The sequence below is a fragment of the Flavobacterium sp. UBA7663 genome, from assembly GCF_002483315.1.
Taxonomy (GTDB): domain Bacteria; phylum Bacteroidota; class Bacteroidia; order Flavobacteriales; family Flavobacteriaceae; genus Flavobacterium.
Genome location: NZ_DLHR01000010.1, coordinates 1 through 18,018 on the forward strand (window position 1 = coordinate 1; position 18,018 = coordinate 18,018).

The window sequence follows — 18,018 nt, forward strand, 5'->3', positions numbered from 1 at the left end:
GCTAAAAAAGTTTTAGCTGAAAACTTAAAGCAAAAAGCACACAAAGAAGCTAAAATTGTTGCAGATGCTAAATCTTTAGCTGAAGCATTAAAAGCTTTAGATATCAAAATTACTGCTAAAGCAGGTGGCGATAAATTGTTTGGTTCTGTTACTAACGCTAATATTGTAGAAGCATTAGAAGCTAACGGTCATTCAATTGATAGAAAATTCGTTACTAGTGGTGTAGTAAAACGTGTAGGTAAATATACTGCAAGCGTAAGATTACACAGAGATGTTATCGTTGAATTACCATACGAAATCGTAGGTGAAAAAGCATAATTTTTCTTAAAATATAAATTAGCTCCGATTTTATCGGGGCTTTTTTTTTATCTTTACTTTATAAAATTACTACATGAAGTACGCAAGATTAACCAAAGAGCAATTAGAAGAATTACATCCTGAATTTATTACTTTTTTAGCGACACAATCGATAGATAAAAAAGAATGGGATGAAATTAAACAAAATAAACCACACATTGCCGAACAAGAAATTGACGTTTTTTCCGATATGATTTGGGAAAAAGCATTAACCAATGTAACTCACATTGATCATTTTTCTAAAAACTACATTTTTCTTTTTAAATGTATACAAAATGCGGTTTTTTCTTTCGTAATTAAAACCAATAATCCACAAATCGATTTTGTTTCTGCCGATGGAATTCATTGGTTGTCTGAAAATTTGTTTTCCGAGGATGTAGAAATCACAAGAGGTAAGAAAGACTTGTCAGAAAACAGAAACGAATCGTTGTTTGAAATCATCAAACAAGGTGGAATCATCAGTAAAGGAGAATTGTTTACCAAATTAGACAGCTTAATCAATCAGTAAAAATGAGCGTTTTAGATACTATTAAGAATTTAAGAGACGAATTAAATCAGCATAATTATAACTATTATGTGTTGGATAAACCCACCATTTCTGATTTTGAATTTGATCAAAAACTAAAACAATTACAAGACTTAGAAGCGCAACATCCTGATTTTTTTGATGAAAATTCGCCAACTCAACGAGTAGGAGGAATGGTGACCAAAAACTTCGAGACTATTAAACATGAGTATCGTATGTATTCGTTGGATAATTCCTATTCAATTGAAGATTTACAAGATTGGGAAACCCGAATTCAAAAGGTTTTAGGCGATGTTCCATTGGAATATACTTGCGAATTAAAATACGATGGCGCATCAATTAGTATCAGTTATGAGAATGGTCGTTTAGTTCGTGCTGTAACGCGTGGAGATGGTTTTCAAGGCGATGATGTGACTAATAATATCAAAACCATTAAAGCCGTTCCAATTCATTTAAAAGGTGACTTTCCTGAAAAATTTGACATTCGTGGCGAAATCATTCTTCCGTTTGCCGGATTTGAAAAAATGAATCAAGATTTGATTGAAATTGGCGAAATACCTTATTCTAATCCAAGAAATACAGCTTCAGGAAGTTTAAAGTTACAAGACAGTGCAGAAGTGGCAAAACGTCCTTTAGATTGTTTGTTGTACTTCGTAATTGGAAATAATTTACCCTTTAAAACCCAATTTGAAGGCTTGCAAAAAGCTAGAGATTGGGGATTTAAAGTACCAACACAATCTAAATTAGCTAAAAATTTAAACGAAGTTTTCGAATACATCAATTATTGGGACAAACACCGTCACGATTTGCCTTACGAAACAGATGGTGTAGTAATTAAAGTCAATAATTTACAGCATCAAGAGGAATTAGGTTATACGGCAAAATCACCACGTTGGGCGATGGCTTATAAGTTTAAAGCCGAACAAGTAACTACGAAATTAAATTCGATTTCATATCAAGTTGGACGTACAGGTGCGATTACTCCAGTTGCGAATTTAGAACCCGTACAATTGGCGGGTACAATTGTAAAACGTGCTTCTTTACATAATGCTGACCAAATCGAGAAATTAGATATACGAATTGGCGATGAAGTTTTCGTAGAAAAAGGTGGTGAAATCATCCCGAAGATTATTGCTGTTGCGCAAAGAGGAAATCAAGTGGAACCTACGAAATACATTACTCATTGTCCAGAATGCCAAACAGAATTGGTTAGAAGTGAAGGCGAAGCGAATCATTTTTGTCCAAATTTTTATGGCTGTCCGCCACAAATTATTGGAAGAATTCAGCATTTTATCACCCGAAAAGCCATGGATATTGATGGTTTGGGCGGAGAAACGGTTGCTTTGTTGTTCAACGCAGGTTTAGTTACTAATTATGCTGATTTGTATGAACTAAAAAAAGAGCAAATCATTCCGTTAGAACGAATGGCTGAAAAATCGGCTGAAAATCTAATCAACGGAATTGAAAAATCAAAAACAATTCCTTTTGAACGTGTTTTGTATGCATTAGGAATTCGTTATGTGGGTGAAACCGTGGCAAAAAAATTAGCTAAACATTACAAATCGATAGATGCAATTGCTCAAGCAACCATCATGGATTTGATTTTAGTTGATGAGATTGGTGATAAAATTGCACAGAGTGTTGTTCAATTCTTTGAAAATCAAGAAAATATTCGTATTATTGATAGGCTTAAGAGTTTTGGTGTTCAATTAGAATCTGGAGAAGATGATGTTTTACTTTCGGAAAAATTAAAAGGAAAAACATTTGTGGTTTCAGGAGTTTTTGAAGTTTATTCGAGAGATGATCTCAAAAAAGCGATTGAAGATAACGGTGGAAAAGTAGGAAGTTCTATTTCATCAAAAACCGATTATGTAATTGCTGGAGATAATATGGGTCCTTCAAAACTAGAAAAAGCAAATCAATTAAAAATTGCAATAATTTCTGAAATGGATTTCAAACACATGATAGATGGTTAAAGTAAATTCGGCTTTAATACTTTATTTTACTGCATTTGTACTTTACATAATTGCAGTGCTGATAGGTAGCGATAATTTAGAACTTTTTAGTAAGCCAATTATTATTCCGTCGATTTATTATTTCTATTATATTAGTGTTAGAGGAAAAATAAACTATTTGTTTTCGTTCTCTGTTTTGTCTTTTTTTATTGGCGAAATTCTGCATTTGATTAGCCGTGAAGAATTTAATATTTTGGGACTTATTTTTCTTTTAATTCCTTATTTTATTATTTTATATTTCATCATTCAAGATTTAATTTATTATTTAAAAAAGCATAAGATTAAGCTCAATACATTTTCCTTTTATATTATTTTAATGCTCTTAGTTTATCTCTTTTTTAATGTGTTAATGATGATGATAGAGGAGAGTAGTTTTGATTTTTTTATTTATGCGTTATTTGGAATAACATTGTTATTGATGGGGGTTCTAGTTTTTGTGATGCAAATAAATTACACTAATAGAACAATATTATTTTCGGCATTAATGGTGGCATGTTTTATCGTGTCTGATTTATTTTTTGTTTTTTACAGGAAATTACCTGACTTACTTGCATTGAAAATGATAAATGTTACTACACAAGAACTTTCGTTTTTTTGTTACATAAGTTATTTTATTTACAGGACTAAATTTAAGTCAACTGACATTTTTAATAGTAAATTCAAATACAATGAATAAATGATTAAAGTATTTATTACACAATGATATTCTTTATTTGATTGTGATGAAGTTTGTCGTTAGACAAATAGAAATCAATTCGTCCTAAATTCACACCAAAACATCCTACCTGGTTAATTAAAACTTCTTTTCCTTCGCTATTTTTTTCAATTACAGGTTTGTCTAAAAAAGTATGGGTGTGACCACCAATAATCAAATCGATGTTTTTAGTCTTTTGAGCCAATAGTATATCACTTGGTTTCTCTGGTTCGTCTTTGTACTTGAAACCTAAGTGTGATAAGCAAATAACCAAATCACATTTCTTTTCTTCTTTTAGAATTCGAGTCATGTCTTGCGCTACTTCAATTGGATTGTTGTAAACGGTTTCTTTGTATAATTTTTTATCTACAAGTCCATCTAATTGAACGCCTAATCCAAAAATTCCAATTTTAATTCCATCTTTAATAATGATTTTATAAGGTTTTACAATATCATTCAAAACGGTATTTTTAAAATCATAGTTAGCGGAAACAAAATCAAATTTCGCATGTGGTAATTGTGCATAAAACCCATCAATTCCATTGTCAAAATCGTGATTTCCCATTGTGGCAACATCGTATTGCATCATACTCATTAGTCTGAATTCTAATTCGCCACCATAATAATTGAAATATGGAGTTCCCTGAAAAATATCGCCAGCATCTAATAAAAGTACATTTTTTTCTTCTTTTCTAATGCTTTCAATAATAGCAGCTCTTCTGGCAGCGCCACCCATATTAGGGTTTTTTGGATGATCAACAGGAAAAGGGTCAATATGACTGTGCGTATCATTTGTATGTAGAATGGTAATCTTCTTAGTTTCTAATGTAGAAAAACTACTTAAACTCACTCCTGATAAACCAAGTAAAGCTGAACTCGCAGCTGTTTTTTGGATAAAATCTCTTCTCTTCATAGCTAAGTATTATTCTAAAATTATTTTTTCGGTTGTAATGTTTGGAATCGTATCCACTTTCTTGAAATAATCAATCATCATATTTCTAAGCTTGTATTCCATATCAAATTTGATTTTACTTTCTTTTAAAAACGTCATATTATCGCCTCCATTTGCTAAATAATCAGAAGTTCCTACATAATAAATTCGATTTTCATCCAAAGGTTTATTATTGATTTCGATTTTATTAATGGTTAAATTTGTTTTATTAATGTGAATTTTTATTCCGTATAATGGATGCGGTTTCTTTTCTTTAATGATATATTCGGCTAAGGTTTTAATTTCTTTTCCAGTAAGTCCAACAATTATTAAACTATTTTCAAAAGGCATTACTTCAAAAGCTGTTCTCGTAGTTACATCACCTTTAGGAATAACAGCTCTGATGCCGCCATGATTGAGTAAACAAACATCAATAGTTTTGTTTTCTCTTTTTTGAAAAACCGGATTTCCAAGTTCGAAAGTAATTTCAGCTAATAAATTTCCAATATTAGTTTGCCAAGTTCCTTTGCTTTTGTCTTGTGTTTCAGGGCAATAAGCCAATACACTGTTTAAATCCTTGTTGATGTTATCGCTGTATGGTTTTACATAAGTTGCAATGGCTTCGTTTTCTCCTTTTTCATTGGTAACACCTATTTTTTTTCCTTCAATTTTTGTGGTTTGATAGGAAGAAGTTGATTTACAGGATATAATAAGATTAAATGTTAATAATATAACAAAAAATCGAAAATATATTGTATTCTTTTTTACATTTACAAGCATAACAAAAGCTTAAATTTTTAATTTTGTCGAATAGGTAAAAATACTATGTTTTATAATATTATAAAGAACTTTTTTCTAAAAAAAAATGTTACTAAAAGGTTAGCAACTCAAAATGCGTTGGCTTCAAACGATAAAGTAGTAACTGTTGGAATTTTAGTTGATGAATCTTATTTCTCAGAAACAGCTCAATTAGTTGAAAGAATTACTTCACAGGGAATTGAAGCTGGCAATATTTCGATATTAGTTTACAAAGATAAAATCAAGAAAAAAGAAGAAATTAAGGAGCCTTTTTTGTCCTTGAAGAATATTTCGCTTTCGGGAGAAATCAATAAAAAAGAAGTTAATGATTTTATCGAAACTCCTTTCGACTTGTTAGTGAATTATTATGATGTGAATAAAAGCGGACTTTTGTTATTATCAACCAAATCAAAAGCTAAATTCAAAGTAGGCTTTGATACCGTTGATAAAAGAGTGAATCATTTTATTATAAAATCACTTGTTGAAAATTATAATGAATTTGTTTTAGAACTGTTTAAGTATTTGAAAATTTTAAATAAAATATAAAAAATGCAATCATTTATTGGAACTGGTGTTGCTTTAGTTACGCCATTTAAAAAAGATTTTTCGGTTGATGTTGAAGCGTTAGCTAGAATTGTAAATCATGTTGTTGAAGGAGGAGTAGAGTATTTAGTGGTTTTAGGAACTACAGCAGAATCAGCAACTTTATCGCAAGATGAAAAAGAATTGGTTATAGATACAATTATAAAAGCAAATGCAGGAAGATTGCCTTTAGTTTTAGGAGTTGGAGGAAACAATACGCACAAAGTAGTTGAAGAATTAAAAACAAGAGATTTTTCTCATTTTTCAGCAATTTTATCGGTTTCTCCTTATTATAATAAACCAACACAAGAAGGTATTTACCAACACTTCAAAGCGGTTGCAGAAGCGTCTCCGATACCAGTAATTTTGTATAACGTGCCTGGAAGAACAGCAAGTAACATGTTGCCATCTACTGTTATCCGAATTGCAAATGATTTCAAAAATGTAATCGGAATTAAAGAAGCGGCGGGTGATATTGTACAAGCAATGAAATTAATTCAAACAAAACCAGAAGGATTTTTAGTGATTTCTGGAGATGATATGATTACATTACCAATGGTTTTAGCGGGTGGTGCAGGAGTTATTTCGGTAATTGGTGAAGGTTTTCCAAAAGAATTTTCTGAAATGGTTCGTTTAGGATTACAAAGAAAAGTAGATGAAGCGTATGAATTACATTATTTATTAGCAGATAGTATTGATATGATTTTCGAACAAGGAAATCCTGGCGGAATTAAAGAAGTCTTTAAAGCATTAGGTTTGTCTGAAAACACAGTAAGATTACCACTTGTAAATGTAAATGAAGATTTAGCAACAAGATTGCATAATTTTACTCGTAAATTAAGTTAAAAAAAGATTTTTGTAGTAAACAAATAATGTCTAAATTTGCAGTTGCTTTTTTAGACTTCTAAAGTATTGAATTTTAAGAAAGATTAAATTTAAATAAATGAACAAAGTAGTTAGTTTTCTTTTTATTGCATTTTTATTGATTTCGTGTAGTGAGTATCAAAAGGCATTAAAATCAGATGATGTTGCGATAAAAAATGAAGCAGCAAATAAAATGTATGAAGCAGGAAAGTATGCAAAAGCTATTAGATTATACGAGCAAATAGCTCCTGCTTATAAAGGAAAACCAAGTGCTGAGCGTATGTTTTATTTTTATTCAATGTCTTTGTATAAATCAGAACAGTTCTATTTGGCGGGTTATCAGTTAGAAAATTTTGTAGCTTCTTATCCTAAAAGTGAAAAAAGAGAAGAATGTGCTTTTTATGCTGCAGAATGTTTTTATAAATTATCACCTGAATATAGTTTAGATCAAACAGATACTAACAAAGCATTAGATAAAATGCAACGTTTTATTGATATATATCCTGAATCTCAATTTTTACCTCAAGCAAATGTTTATGTAAAAGAATTAAGAGAAAAACTTGAGAAAAAAGCATTTGAAATCGCTAAGCAGTACAATACAATTTCTGATTTTAAAGGAGCATTAAAAGCTTTTGAAAATTTCTTAGCTGATTATCCAGGAACACCTTTTAAAGAGCAAGCTTTATTTTACAGATTGGATTCTGCATATAAATTAGCAATTAATAGTGTTGAATCAAAAAAACAAGAACGTTTAACTTATGCTAAGAACACATATTCAAATTTAATTAAGCATAACGCTCAAACAGAATACAAAGATAAAGCTGATAAAATGTTAGCTGAAGTGGAACAAGAATTACAAAAATATACTAAATAAAAAGTAAATCATGGATTTAAAGAAAACAAATGCTCCTGTAAATACTATTACTTACAACAAAAGTAAATTAGAAGAGCCTACTGGAAACATTTATGAAGCGATTACTATCATGGCAAAACGCGCTAATCAAATCAATACTGAAATTAAAAAAGAATTGATTGAAAAATTAGAAGAGTTTGCTACTTACAACGATAGTTTAGAAGAAGTTTTTGAAAACAAAGAACAAATCGAAGTTTCAAAATTCTATGAAAAATTACCTAAACCACATGCTTTAGCAGTTCAAGAGTGGGAAGAAGGTAAAATCTATTACAGAGAAGCTAAATAAATCATTATGTCTGTTTTAAGCGGTAAAAAAATCTTGCTAGGTGTATCTGGTGGTATAGCTGCTTACAAAACAGCCAACTTGGTTAGACTATTCATAAAAGCAGGTGCACAAGTACAAGTTGTAATGTCGCCTGCTTCTTTGCATTTTGTTACGCCACTAACTTTAGCTACACTTTCTAAAAACCCTGTGTATTCTACTTTTTATAACGAAGAAGAAGCAACTGGCGAATGGAATAATCATGTAGAGTTAGGATTATGGGCAGATTTAATGCTTGTGGCTCCAGCTACAGCCAATACACTTTCTAAAATGGCAAATGGGAATTGCGATAATTTACTTATAGCAACTTATTTGTCTGCAAAATGTCCGGTTTACTTTGCACCTGCAATGGATTTGGATATGTACAAACATCCTTCTACTTTAGATAGTTTTCACAAACTTAAATCGTTTGGAAACATAATAATTCCTGCCGAAAGTGGAGAATTAGCTAGTGGTTTATCTGGTGAAGGAAGAATGGCAGAACCCGAAAATATAGTTACTTTCCTTGAAAATGATTTGTTAGAAAAACTACCACTTAAAGGAAAAAAAATTTTAATTACAGCTGGTCCAACATATGAAGCAATAGATCCTGTTCGTTTTATTGGAAATCATTCTTCTGGGAAAATGGGATTTGATATTGCAAATGAAGCTGCAAATAAAGGGGCTGAAGTAATTCTAGTGTCAGGACCAACACATTTGAACGTGCAAAACTCTTCGATTAAATTGATTCGAGTAATTTCGGCACAAGATATGTATGACGCTTGTCATGAACATTATGAAAGAGTTGATGTAGCAATTGCTGCTGCTGCTGTAGCCGATTATCGTCCAAAAAATGTTGCCGACCAGAAAATAAAAAAGAATGAAGTAACGTTCTCTATAGAGTTAGAAAAAACAAAAGATATTTTGGCTTCACTAGGAGAACAAAAGAAAAATCAGTTTTTAATTGGATTTGCATTGGAAACCGAAAATGAAATTGAACATGCAAAGCTAAAAATCCAGAAAAAAAACTTAGATTTGATTGTTTTAAATTCGTTAAATGATAAAGGTGCAGGTTTTGGTTTACCAACAAATAAAGTAACTTTTATTTCAAAAGACTTTACCATTGAACCTAAAGAATTAAAATCTAAAGAAGAAGTAGCTCAGGATATTATTAATAAAGTAATTCAATTTTATGATGCGTAAAGTATTTGTATTAGTAGTTTTCTTATTTTCATTAGTGAATGTGTTTTCGCAGGAGCTAAATGCTACTGTTTCAGTAAATTTTCAACAGGTAGCTAATGGAAATCCTCAATTATTTAAAAATTTAGAAACTCAGGTTAAAGAATTTTTAAATACAACTAAATGGACTACGAAAGAATACTCTGATGTAGAAAAAATTGAATGTAATTTTTTTATAAATGTAAACTCTTTTGGTTCAAATAATTTTGAAGCTACTCTACAAATTCAGTCTTCAAGACCTGTTCATAATTCCACTTTGTCTTCACCTATTTTAAATATAAATGATAAAAATTTTTCATTTCGATTTATCGAATTTGAAAATTTAATTTATGATCCAAACACCTTTAACTCGAATTTGGTTTCTGTTTTGGCGTTCTATTCTAATTTAATAATCGGATTAGACCAAGATACTTTTTCTGAATTTGGCGGCTCTGAATACTACCAAATAGCTTCAAATATCGTTAATGTAGCTCAAACAAGTGGATTCAAAGGATGGAATCAATCGGAAGGAAACAATAATAATCGTAATTTTTTAATTTCGGATATTTTATCAAACACTTTTGCTCCATTTAGACAATCACTTTATCAATACCACAGATTGGGAATGGATTTAATGTCGGAAGATGTAAAAAAAGGTAAAGAAGGAGTTGTTAAAGGCATTAACACCTTAGCAGAAGTGCAAAAAATACGACCAAATGCTTTGTTAACCCGAACTTTTTTTGATGCAAAAACTGATGAAATTGTTTCTATTTTTAGTGGTGGACCAAGAGTTGAAGTGGCCTCTTTAGTAGAAACTTTAAATAGAATTTCTCCATTGAATTCTCAAAAGTGGAGTAAAATTAAATAATACTTTATATACTTTATTATTTATGTTACTTTCGCTATCCATAAAAAATTATGCGTTAATCGAATCGCTTGAAACTGATTTTTCCAATCAGTTTTCTGTTATTACAGGAGAAACTGGAGCAGGAAAATCGATACTTTTAGGTGCTTTAGGTTTGGTTTTAGGCAATAGAGCCGATTTGACTTCATTGAAAGATAAAGAGCAAAAATGTATTATTGAAGCACAATTTGCTATCTCTAATTATAATCTTCAGTCTTTTTTTGATGAAAATGATATGGATTATGAAGATAAAACCATTATTAGAAGAGAAATTTTACCATCAGGAAAATCGCGTGCTTTTGTAAACGATAGTCCTGTAAATCTTCAAGAATTACAAGAATTAGGCGCAATGTTGTTAGATATTCATTCTCAACACCAAACGCGCGAACTTACCGAAGAAAATTATCAAATTGATATTTTAGATGCCGTTGCTAATAACGGAAATAATGTAATTTCGTATAAAAATGCTTTATTTGATTTCAAATCAACTCAAAAAGAGTTAAAGCAATTGATTTCAGAGAAAGAAGCTTTGGTTAAGGAATATGAATACAATTCGTATTTATTGAACGAACTTTTAGCTGCCAATTTAGTTGATGGAGAACAAGAAGAGTTAGAACAAGAATTGGAGCAATTAAGTAATGTTGAGTTCATAAAAGAAAATTTTGAAAGAATCTTAGCCATTGCAAACGAAGAACAAGTAGGTGCTTTAATGAATTTAAAAGAAATTAAGGCTTCGCTTCTAAAAGTGGCTGGATTTTCAAGTCAAAATGCACAATTGTTAGAGAGATTGACAAGTAGTTTACTGGAAATTGAAGATATTATTTCTGAATGTGAGCAAAATAACGAAAAGATTTTAGCCAATCCTGAACGATTAGAATTGGTTAATACAAAATTACAATCGATTTATAATTTACAGAAAAAACATCAAGTACAAACTATTGCTGAATTACTTACAATTCAAAATGAATTGGATGCAAAAGTCATTCGTGTGGATGATTTGGATGGTGCAATAAATAAATTAGAGGCAGCATTAAATAGTCAACAGACTAAAGTTGATGGAATAGCAAAGACCGTTTTTGAAAACAGAATGAAAACAGCTCCAATCTTAATTGAAAAAATAAGAGCTATTTTATCACAATTAGGAATGGTAGAAGCAAATTTTCAAATTGAAATTAACCACACAGATTCATATTATCCAAAAGGAAAAGACGAAGTGATTTTACTATTTTCAGCAAATAAAGGAACTAGTTTTGGATTGTTAAAAAAAGTAGCTTCTGGAGGAGAAATGTCGCGTATTATGTTGGCGATAAAAGCTATTTTAGCCAATTATTCTAAATTACCAACTATTATCTTTGATGAAATTGACACTGGTGTTTCGGGAGAAATTGCAATAAAAATGGGAGAAATTATGAAAGAAATGAGTACTACGATGCAAGTATTTGCAATTACTCATCTTCCACAAATTGCTGCTAAAGGAAATTCACACTATAAAGTATCAAAACGAAATCAAGGTGATACTACGATTTCAGAGTTATATCTGCTGAGTCCAGAAGAAAGAATTCAACAAATTGCTGAAATGTTATCGGGTAAAGACATAACTGATTCAGCTTTACAACATGCAAAAGCTTTGCTTAATTAATTTTTTAAAGTACTTTTGTTATAGAAATTAAACGACAACAAACCAATATAAAAAAGAATAAGATGATTATAGAACCAAGAATGCGAGGATTTATTTGTTTGACAGCACATCCAAAAGGTTGCGAACAAAATGTAAAAAATCAAATTGAATATGTAAAATCTAAAGGAAAAATAAACGGACCTAAAAGAGTATTAGTAATTGGTGCTTCTACTGGATTTGGTTTAGCTTCAAGAATTACAAGTGCATTTGGTTCTGATGCTGCTACAATTGGTGTCTTTTTTGAAAAAGCACCATCTGAAGGAAAAACAGCATCTCCAGGTTGGTACAACTCTGCAGCCTTTGAAGTAGAAGCTGAAAAAGCAGGATTGTATGCTAAAAGCATTAATGGTGACGCATTCTCTAACGAAGTAAAACAACAAACAATCGATATGATTAAAGCCGATTTAGGTCAGATTGATTTAATTATTTATAGTTTAGCTTCACCTGTTCGTCAACACCCAATTACTGGTGTTTTACATCGTTCTACTTTAAAGCCAATTGGGTCAACTTTTACAAATAAAACTGTTGATTTCCACACTGGAAATGTAACTCAGGTTTCAATTGAACCAGCCAATCAAGAAGATATTGATAACACTGTTGTGGTTATGGGTGGAGAAGATTGGTCAATGTGGATAGATGCAATGAAAAACGCAGGTGTTTTAGCAGAAGGAGCAACTACAATTGCTTATTCTTACATAGGACCTGAAGTTACAGAAGCGGTTTATAGAAAAGGAACTATCGGAAGAGCAAAAGATCATTTAGAAGCAACTGCTTTCGAAATTACAGAGAAGTTAAAAGACTTAAACGGAAAAGGTTACGTTTCAGTTAATAAAGCGTTAGTAACACAAGCAAGTTCGGCTATTCCAGTTATTCCATTATACATTTCATTATTATATAAAATTATGAAAGCAGAAGGAATTCACGAAGGATGTATCGAGCAAATTCAACGTTTGTATGCTGATAGATTATATACAGGAAATGCAGTTCCAACAGATGATAAAGGAAGAATTCGTATTGATGATTGGGAAATGAGAGATGATGTACAAGAAAGAATTGCTAAACTATGGTTAGAATCAACTACAGAATCTTTAGTTGAATTAGGTGATTTAGCTGGATATAAACAAGATTTCTTAAATTTATTCGGTTTTGGCTTTGATGGAGTTGATTATCTGGCAGATACTAACGAAATGGTAATGGTGCCAAGTATTAAATAATAACACATTTCGCATAAAAAATGTTATAAAACCCTAATTAAATTAGGGTTTTGTGTTTTTTATCGATTTTTTTTGTTTTTCATCGATATTCTTGCTTGATTTTTGTTTTGAAATTTATTTTAACTTTTGGAGTATTATTAAATCGTTAAATTTGCTTTTATATAACACAAAAAAAACAGTATTTCATGAAAAAAATTACCTTATGGTTATTTGCTCTTTTAACCTGTTGGCAAGTAAATGCACAAACGTGTAGCCAAACTTTTACTGCAACAGGACAGGACGATGACCCAACAGTCTTAACAATTAATGCGGCAGACATAACTTGTTATGGTGCTAATCCATTAACAAGTTTGAAATTAATAAACCCAGCAGGAAGTTTAACTTCTGGTTTTTGTACTGCTGATGGTTCGAGTTGGTTTGGCTTTGATTTATCTGTTGATGGAGGTCCAATCATTACAGGTTGTGCAGCAGCTTTTAATAATTTGGACATCACAGGATTTACTACGCTTACCATTACTTCACATGATGATGATGTTTGGTCTGATGCAGTAACTATTACAATAGGTGTTGAAGCTACTTTTGTTCCTTTAACTCCACCTTCATGCGTGGCAGTTTCCTCTCCTTTAAATGGAGCAATTAATGTAAGTTCTACTATAGTTTCATGGCCAGCGGCGGCGGGTGGTGCAACAGGTTATAGAATAAGTGTTGGATCTTCATCAGGAGCAACAGATGTTTTAAATAATTTTGATGTTGGTAATGTACTTTCTTACTCATTAACTGGTTTAGTAGGTGGTTCAACTTATTATGTTACTGTTTTTCCTTATAATGTTAATGGAGCAGCAACAGGATGTGTTGAAAGTAATTTTACAACATGTGATGTTTTTACAGTACCTTTCTTAGAAACTTTTGATTCGACTTCTTCTTCAGAATCTTGTTGGTCAGTTTTAAACGTAAATGGAGATGGAGATACGTGGAATACGAGTTATGCTAATACACCAATTACAGGTGATGAATCAGCAAATATATACACTGACTTCAATGGTGGGGTAAATGATGATTGGTTAATTTCTCCTAGAATTACTTTAACTGGTAATCAAAGATTAGTTTTCAAATATAAAGTTCAAAGTGAGTTTGAACCAAATGATTTTAGAGTAATGTTGTCAACAACAGGAAATGCTCCTGCTAATTTTACTATCGAATTAGCATCTTTAGCAAGTTATTCTAATACGGCACCTGAAACTATGGCTTTAGATTTGAGTGGAGTTTCTGGTGATGTTTATTTTGCTTGGCACGTACCTTCTGGAGGTCTTGATGGATGGAGAATTTATATTGATGATGTAGTAGTTGAAGATATTCCTGCTGTTGCTCCAAACTGTGTAGCCATTACTTCACCAGCAAATAATGCAGTTAATGTAATGAATTCAAACGTAACATGGGCTAGTGATTTAGATGCTACTGGTTATTACATTAGCGTAGGGACTTCATCTGGAGCTACTGATATTTTAAATAATTTTGACGTGGGTAATGTTTTATCATATTCATTTCCAACAGATGCTGGATCAACTTATTTTGTAACTGTTTTCCCTTATAATGCATTTGGACAAGCTGCAGGTTGTACGGAAATTAATTTTACTACTTGTGACGCTTTAGCTGTACCTCATTTAGAGCAATTTGATACGTTCTTACCAAGTTGTTGGCAAGAAGCTGATGGTGGTGACTTAACTACAGGACCAGCTACATTTGGAGATTCTAGTTGGGCTGCTGATGGTTTTGCAAATGCAGGTGGAACTGGAGCAGTTAAAATTAATATTGATTTTACAGGAGATAATGATTGGGTTATTTCTCCAGTTGTTAACATCCCAGCAACAGGTTACGAATTAAAATTTGATGCAGCGGTTACTCAATGGAATGGAACAGTAGCTCCAACAACTCCGTGGGAAGCTGATGACTTTGTTGAAGTATTAGTATCAACATCTGGTTTAAATAACTGGACAGTTTTATATACTTATAACAATACAAATGTTCCAGCACCAACTGGATCATCAAATGTTATTGATCTTGACTCTTATGCAGGTGATGATGTTCGTTTTGCTTTTAGAGGTGTAGAAGGTGCTGCTGATGGTGGTGCGGATGTTGATTTCTTTATTGATAATTTTGAAGTTAGATTAACTCCTGCTTCAGCGCCAGTTTGTGCGACAAATGTTGTAGCAACACCAAATCCAACTTGTGGTAATTTTGCTAACGCTATTACATGGGATGCAGTTGCAGGTGCAGATGGTTACAATATAACTATTGGTACAACTTCTGGTGGAACTGAAATTGCTAATAATGTTAATTTAGGAAACGTATTAACTTACTCTTTTAGTGGTAATGCTAATACAATGTATTATTTTACAATTTCTCCATATAATGGTGTTGGTCCTGCTATAGGTTGTTCAGAAGTATCATTTACAACAAGCTTAAATGGATGTTATTGTATTCCTACTTACACAAATGGTGGAGGTGGAGATAACATTACAAACGTAGTAGTTGGCTCTTGGTCAAACGCTTCAACAGGTAATGTTTTACCATATTATGAAGATTTTACTTCACAACAACCAGCTCCGATAGCTATTCCTACATTAACTGCTGGATTAAATTCAACAGTTGCGGTAACAATGGGTACAGATGGAACTCAATATAGTAGAGTTTGGATTGATTTTAATCAAAATTTAACTTTTGAGCCTTCAGAATCATTCTCTTTAGGAACTAGTGCAGGTGGTAGTGGAACTGCTAATATTATCGTTAATGTTCCTTCTGGAGCAACTTTAGGAGTTACAAGAATGAGAATTAGAGGTGGAGATGATGCTGCAATTTTGGATACACAAGCTTGTGGCGCTTCTTCAAGCACATATGGTCAAACAGAAGATTATTTAGTAAATATATTGCCAACACCAGCTTGTTTACCACCTACATCTTTAAACGCGACAACTACTTCATCTTCAGCTAATTTAGGTTGGACAGAAGCAGGGACTGCAACATTGTGGGATGTAGAATGGGGAACTTTTGGATTTACTCCAACAGGAACTCCAACGATTGTTAATGCTACTAATACTCAAGGAATTTCATCATTAAGTCCAAATACTACTTATAGTTTTTATGTAAGAGCTAATTGTGGTGCGGGTGGTTATAGTACTTGGTCTGGACCATTTAGTTTTACAACTTCATGTGTTGCTGATAATGTACCTTATACTCAGAATTTTGAATCAGCAACTGTTCCAGGTTTACCTTCTTGTACAACTCAACAAAATGTTGGTACAGGTAATCTTTGGACTGTTCAAAATAATCCTGGATACGGATTTACTACTAATGCTTTACGTTATGCTTGGAATAGTTCTAATGCTGCTAATGTTTGGTTCTATACAAATGGAATTAATTTAGTAGGTGGAACTACTTATAGAATTACTTATGATTACGGTGGAACTGGAACTTTTTTCCCAGAAAGATTAAAAGTTTCTTATGGTAATTCGGCTAATGATGCTGCGATGACAACATTATTAGCAGACCACTCAAATGTAACAAGTGCAACTCCTGTTAATAATATTGTTGATTTTACACCTGGAACATCAGGAGTTTATTATTTTGGATTTAATGCTTATTCAGTTGCAGATCAATTCTATTTATTTGTAGATAATATTGTAGTTGATATAGCATTATCTAATGCTGATTTCGATAATTCTAATTTCATAGCATATCCAAATCCAGTTAGAGATATTTTAAATATTTCTTATACATCTGAAATCTCTTCTGTAAGAGTTATCAATATGTTAGGTCAAGAAGTAATTTCAAGAAATATTAATGCAACTTCAACTCAGGTTGATATGTCTGAATTAAGTGCTGGCACTTACATTGTGAATGTAACAGTAGGTGACTCAGTTAAAACTTTAAAAGTTGTTAAACAATAAATATTAAATTGAGTTAATGATTAAAGTCCCGATTTATTCGGGACTTTTCTTTTTATTATATTTGCAAAAAAAATTAGATGTATTTTTCGTTTATAGTTCCAGTTTTTAACCGACCAGATGAGATTGATGAATTACTTGAAAGCTTAACTAAGTTTACATCTACTATTCCTTTTGAAGTTGTAATTGTAGAAGATGGTTCGACTATTCCTTGTCAGAATATAATAGAAAAGTATACTGATAAATTAACTATTTCCTATTACTTCAAGCCAAATTCAGGTCCGGGTGATTCTCGAAATTACGGAATGAAAGTAGCCAAAGGTGATTATTTTATCATTTTAGATTCAGATTGTATCATTCCTCAAGAATATTTAACTCAAGTTCAGCAAAGTTTAGATACAGAATATGTAGATTGTTTTGGTGGACCTGATGCAGCCTTAGATTCATTTTCAGATATCCAAAAAGCAATTAATTTTACGATGACTTCTTTCTTAACTACTGGTGGAATTAGAGGAGGAAGCGAAAAAGTAGATAAATTTCAACCTCGAAGTTTTAATATGGGATTATCCAAAAATGCTTTTGAAGCTTCAAATGGTTTTGGAAATATCCACCCTGGTGAAGATCCTGATTTATCTATTCGATTGTGGAATTTAGGTTTTAAAACAAAACTAATTAAAAATGCATTTGTTTATCATAAAAGAAGAATCAGTTGGGAAAAATTCCAAATCCAAGTCAATAAATTTGGAAAAGCACGTCCAATCTTAAATTCATGGTATCCAGAATATACTAAAATCACATTTTGGTTTCCAAGTCTGTTTTTATTAGGATTTCTATTTTCTGGTTTAGTAGCTTTTTTTAATATCTACTTTTTTATCGGTTTGTATGGATTGTACTTTTTTATGCTTTTCATAAATTCACTACTAACCAATAAAAGTCTCAAAATTGCGTTATATTCAGTATGGGCTGCGGTAATTCAGTTTTATGGTTATGGAAAAGGATTTTTGCTTTCGTACTATAAAGTTGCGATATTAAAACAAGAGCCTCAAAAAGCATTTCCAGAATTGTTTTTTAAGAAATAAGTC

Annotated in this window: 15 protein-coding genes; 13 read left to right on the top strand and 2 right to left on the bottom strand. The window is 31.7% G+C overall.

Going from position 1 to position 18,018, the window contains the following annotated elements:
• The 3 genes from B2741_RS01970 to ligA all read left to right on the top strand — a co-directional run.
• Positions 1-318: bL9 family ribosomal protein (locus B2741_RS01970; RefSeq protein ID WP_291134946.1), on the top strand; the 318-nt coding region annotated here is incomplete at its 5' end.
• Positions 319-391: 73 nt separating this feature from the next.
• Positions 392-865, top strand: a complete 474-nt coding sequence (locus B2741_RS01975) for a DUF6495 family protein (RefSeq protein WP_291134948.1) — start codon at positions 392-394, stop codon at positions 863-865.
• Between the two features lie 2 nt (positions 866-867).
• Positions 868-2,859, top strand: coding sequence for an NAD-dependent DNA ligase LigA (gene ligA / locus B2741_RS01980; RefSeq protein ID WP_291134950.1), 1,992 nt, complete (start codon positions 868-870; stop codon positions 2,857-2,859).
• Positions 2,860-3,590: 731 nt separating this feature from the next.
• Here ligA and B2741_RS01985 read toward each other — a convergent pair.
• The gene (locus tag B2741_RS01985) at positions 3,591-4,505 is read right to left on the bottom strand and encodes a bifunctional metallophosphatase/5'-nucleotidase (protein ID WP_291134952.1); all 915 of its coding nucleotides are present in this window, start codon (positions 4,503-4,505) and stop codon (positions 3,591-3,593) included.
• Between the two features lie 9 nt (positions 4,506-4,514).
• A complete protein-coding gene (locus tag B2741_RS01990) occupies positions 4,515-5,303 on the bottom strand; it encodes a 5'-nucleotidase C-terminal domain-containing protein (RefSeq protein ID WP_291134954.1) in 789 nt (262 codons plus the stop codon).
• Positions 5,304-5,348: 45 nt separating this feature from the next.
• On the opposite strand from B2741_RS01990, the gene B2741_RS01995 reads away from it, so the two are divergent.
• The 10 genes from B2741_RS01995 (at position 5,349) to B2741_RS02040 (ending at position 18,015) form a co-directional block, all read left to right on the top strand.
• Positions 5,349-5,867, top strand: a complete 519-nt coding sequence (locus tag B2741_RS01995; protein WP_291134956.1) for a DUF6913 domain-containing protein — start codon at positions 5,349-5,351, stop codon at positions 5,865-5,867.
• 3 nt (positions 5,868-5,870) lie between these two features.
• On the top strand, positions 5,871-6,749 hold the full coding sequence (gene dapA, locus B2741_RS02000; protein WP_291134958.1) for a 4-hydroxy-tetrahydrodipicolinate synthase: 879 nt from the start codon (positions 5,871-5,873) through the stop codon (positions 6,747-6,749).
• A 97-nt stretch (positions 6,750-6,846) separates the two neighbouring features.
• On the top strand, positions 6,847-7,641 hold the full coding sequence (locus B2741_RS02005; RefSeq protein ID WP_291134959.1) for an outer membrane protein assembly factor BamD: 795 nt from the start codon (positions 6,847-6,849) through the stop codon (positions 7,639-7,641).
• A 10-nt stretch (positions 7,642-7,651) separates the two neighbouring features.
• Entirely contained in the window at positions 7,652-7,966 is a 315-nt protein-coding gene (locus B2741_RS02010) for a DNA-directed RNA polymerase subunit omega (protein ID WP_026726592.1), read from the top strand.
• Positions 7,967-7,972: 6 nt separating this feature from the next.
• Positions 7,973-9,184, top strand: a complete 1,212-nt coding sequence (coaBC, locus tag B2741_RS02015; protein ID WP_291134962.1) for a bifunctional phosphopantothenoylcysteine decarboxylase/phosphopantothenate--cysteine ligase CoaBC — start codon at positions 7,973-7,975, stop codon at positions 9,182-9,184.
• Positions 9,174-10,067 (top strand): DUF4835 family protein, encoded by an 894-nt coding sequence (locus B2741_RS02020; RefSeq protein ID WP_291134964.1) that lies wholly within the window; start codon positions 9,174-9,176, stop codon positions 10,065-10,067. The genes coaBC and B2741_RS02020 overlap by 11 nt, the downstream gene beginning before the upstream one ends.
• A 22-nt stretch (positions 10,068-10,089) precedes the next feature.
• Positions 10,090-11,742, top strand: coding sequence for a DNA repair protein RecN (gene recN / locus B2741_RS02025; protein WP_291134966.1), 1,653 nt, complete (start codon positions 10,090-10,092; stop codon positions 11,740-11,742).
• Between the two features lie 62 nt (positions 11,743-11,804).
• On the top strand, positions 11,805-12,995 hold the full coding sequence (gene fabV / locus B2741_RS02030; RefSeq protein ID WP_291134968.1) for an enoyl-ACP reductase FabV: 1,191 nt from the start codon (positions 11,805-11,807) through the stop codon (positions 12,993-12,995).
• A 185-nt stretch (positions 12,996-13,180) separates the two neighbouring features.
• Positions 13,181-16,939, top strand: a complete 3,759-nt coding sequence (locus B2741_RS02035) for a T9SS-dependent choice-of-anchor J family protein (protein WP_291134970.1) — start codon at positions 13,181-13,183, stop codon at positions 16,937-16,939.
• Positions 16,940-17,016: 77 nt separating this feature from the next.
• A complete protein-coding gene (locus B2741_RS02040) occupies positions 17,017-18,015 on the top strand; it encodes a glycosyltransferase (protein ID WP_291134972.1) in 999 nt (332 codons plus the stop codon).
• Positions 18,016-18,018 lie beyond the last annotated feature (3 nt).

Bases quoted from the DNA above. Each gene is read 5' to 3' on its own strand.
- B2741_RS01990 (WP_291134954.1), bottom strand. From the start codon at position 5,303: ATGCTTGTAAATGTAAAAAAGAATACAATATATTTTCGATTTTTTGTT.
- B2741_RS02005 (WP_291134959.1), top strand. From the start codon at position 6,847: ATGAACAAAGTAGTTAGTTTTCTTTTTATTGCATTTTTATTGATTTCG.
- fabV (WP_291134968.1), top strand. From the start codon at position 11,805: ATGATTATAGAACCAAGAATGCGAGGATTTATTTGTTTGACAGCACAT.
- coaBC (WP_291134962.1), top strand. From the start codon at position 7,973: ATGTCTGTTTTAAGCGGTAAAAAAATCTTGCTAGGTGTATCTGGTGGT.
- recN (WP_291134966.1), top strand. From the start codon at position 10,090: ATGTTACTTTCGCTATCCATAAAAAATTATGCGTTAATCGAATCGCTT.
- B2741_RS02035 (WP_291134970.1), top strand. From the start codon at position 13,181: ATGAAAAAAATTACCTTATGGTTATTTGCTCTTTTAACCTGTTGGCAA.
- B2741_RS01995 (WP_291134956.1), top strand. From the start codon at position 5,349: ATGTTTTATAATATTATAAAGAACTTTTTTCTAAAAAAAAATGTTACT.
- B2741_RS01985 (WP_291134952.1), bottom strand. From the start codon at position 4,505: ATGAAGAGAAGAGATTTTATCCAAAAAACAGCTGCGAGTTCAGCTTTA.
- B2741_RS02010 (WP_026726592.1), top strand. From the start codon at position 7,652: ATGGATTTAAAGAAAACAAATGCTCCTGTAAATACTATTACTTACAAC.
- B2741_RS02020 (WP_291134964.1), top strand. From the start codon at position 9,174: ATGATGCGTAAAGTATTTGTATTAGTAGTTTTCTTATTTTCATTAGTG.
- B2741_RS02040 (WP_291134972.1), top strand. From the start codon at position 17,017: ATGTATTTTTCGTTTATAGTTCCAGTTTTTAACCGACCAGATGAGATT.
- ligA (WP_291134950.1), top strand. From the start codon at position 868: ATGAGCGTTTTAGATACTATTAAGAATTTAAGAGACGAATTAAATCAG.
- B2741_RS01975 (WP_291134948.1), top strand. From the start codon at position 392: ATGAAGTACGCAAGATTAACCAAAGAGCAATTAGAAGAATTACATCCT.
- dapA (WP_291134958.1), top strand. From the start codon at position 5,871: ATGCAATCATTTATTGGAACTGGTGTTGCTTTAGTTACGCCATTTAAA.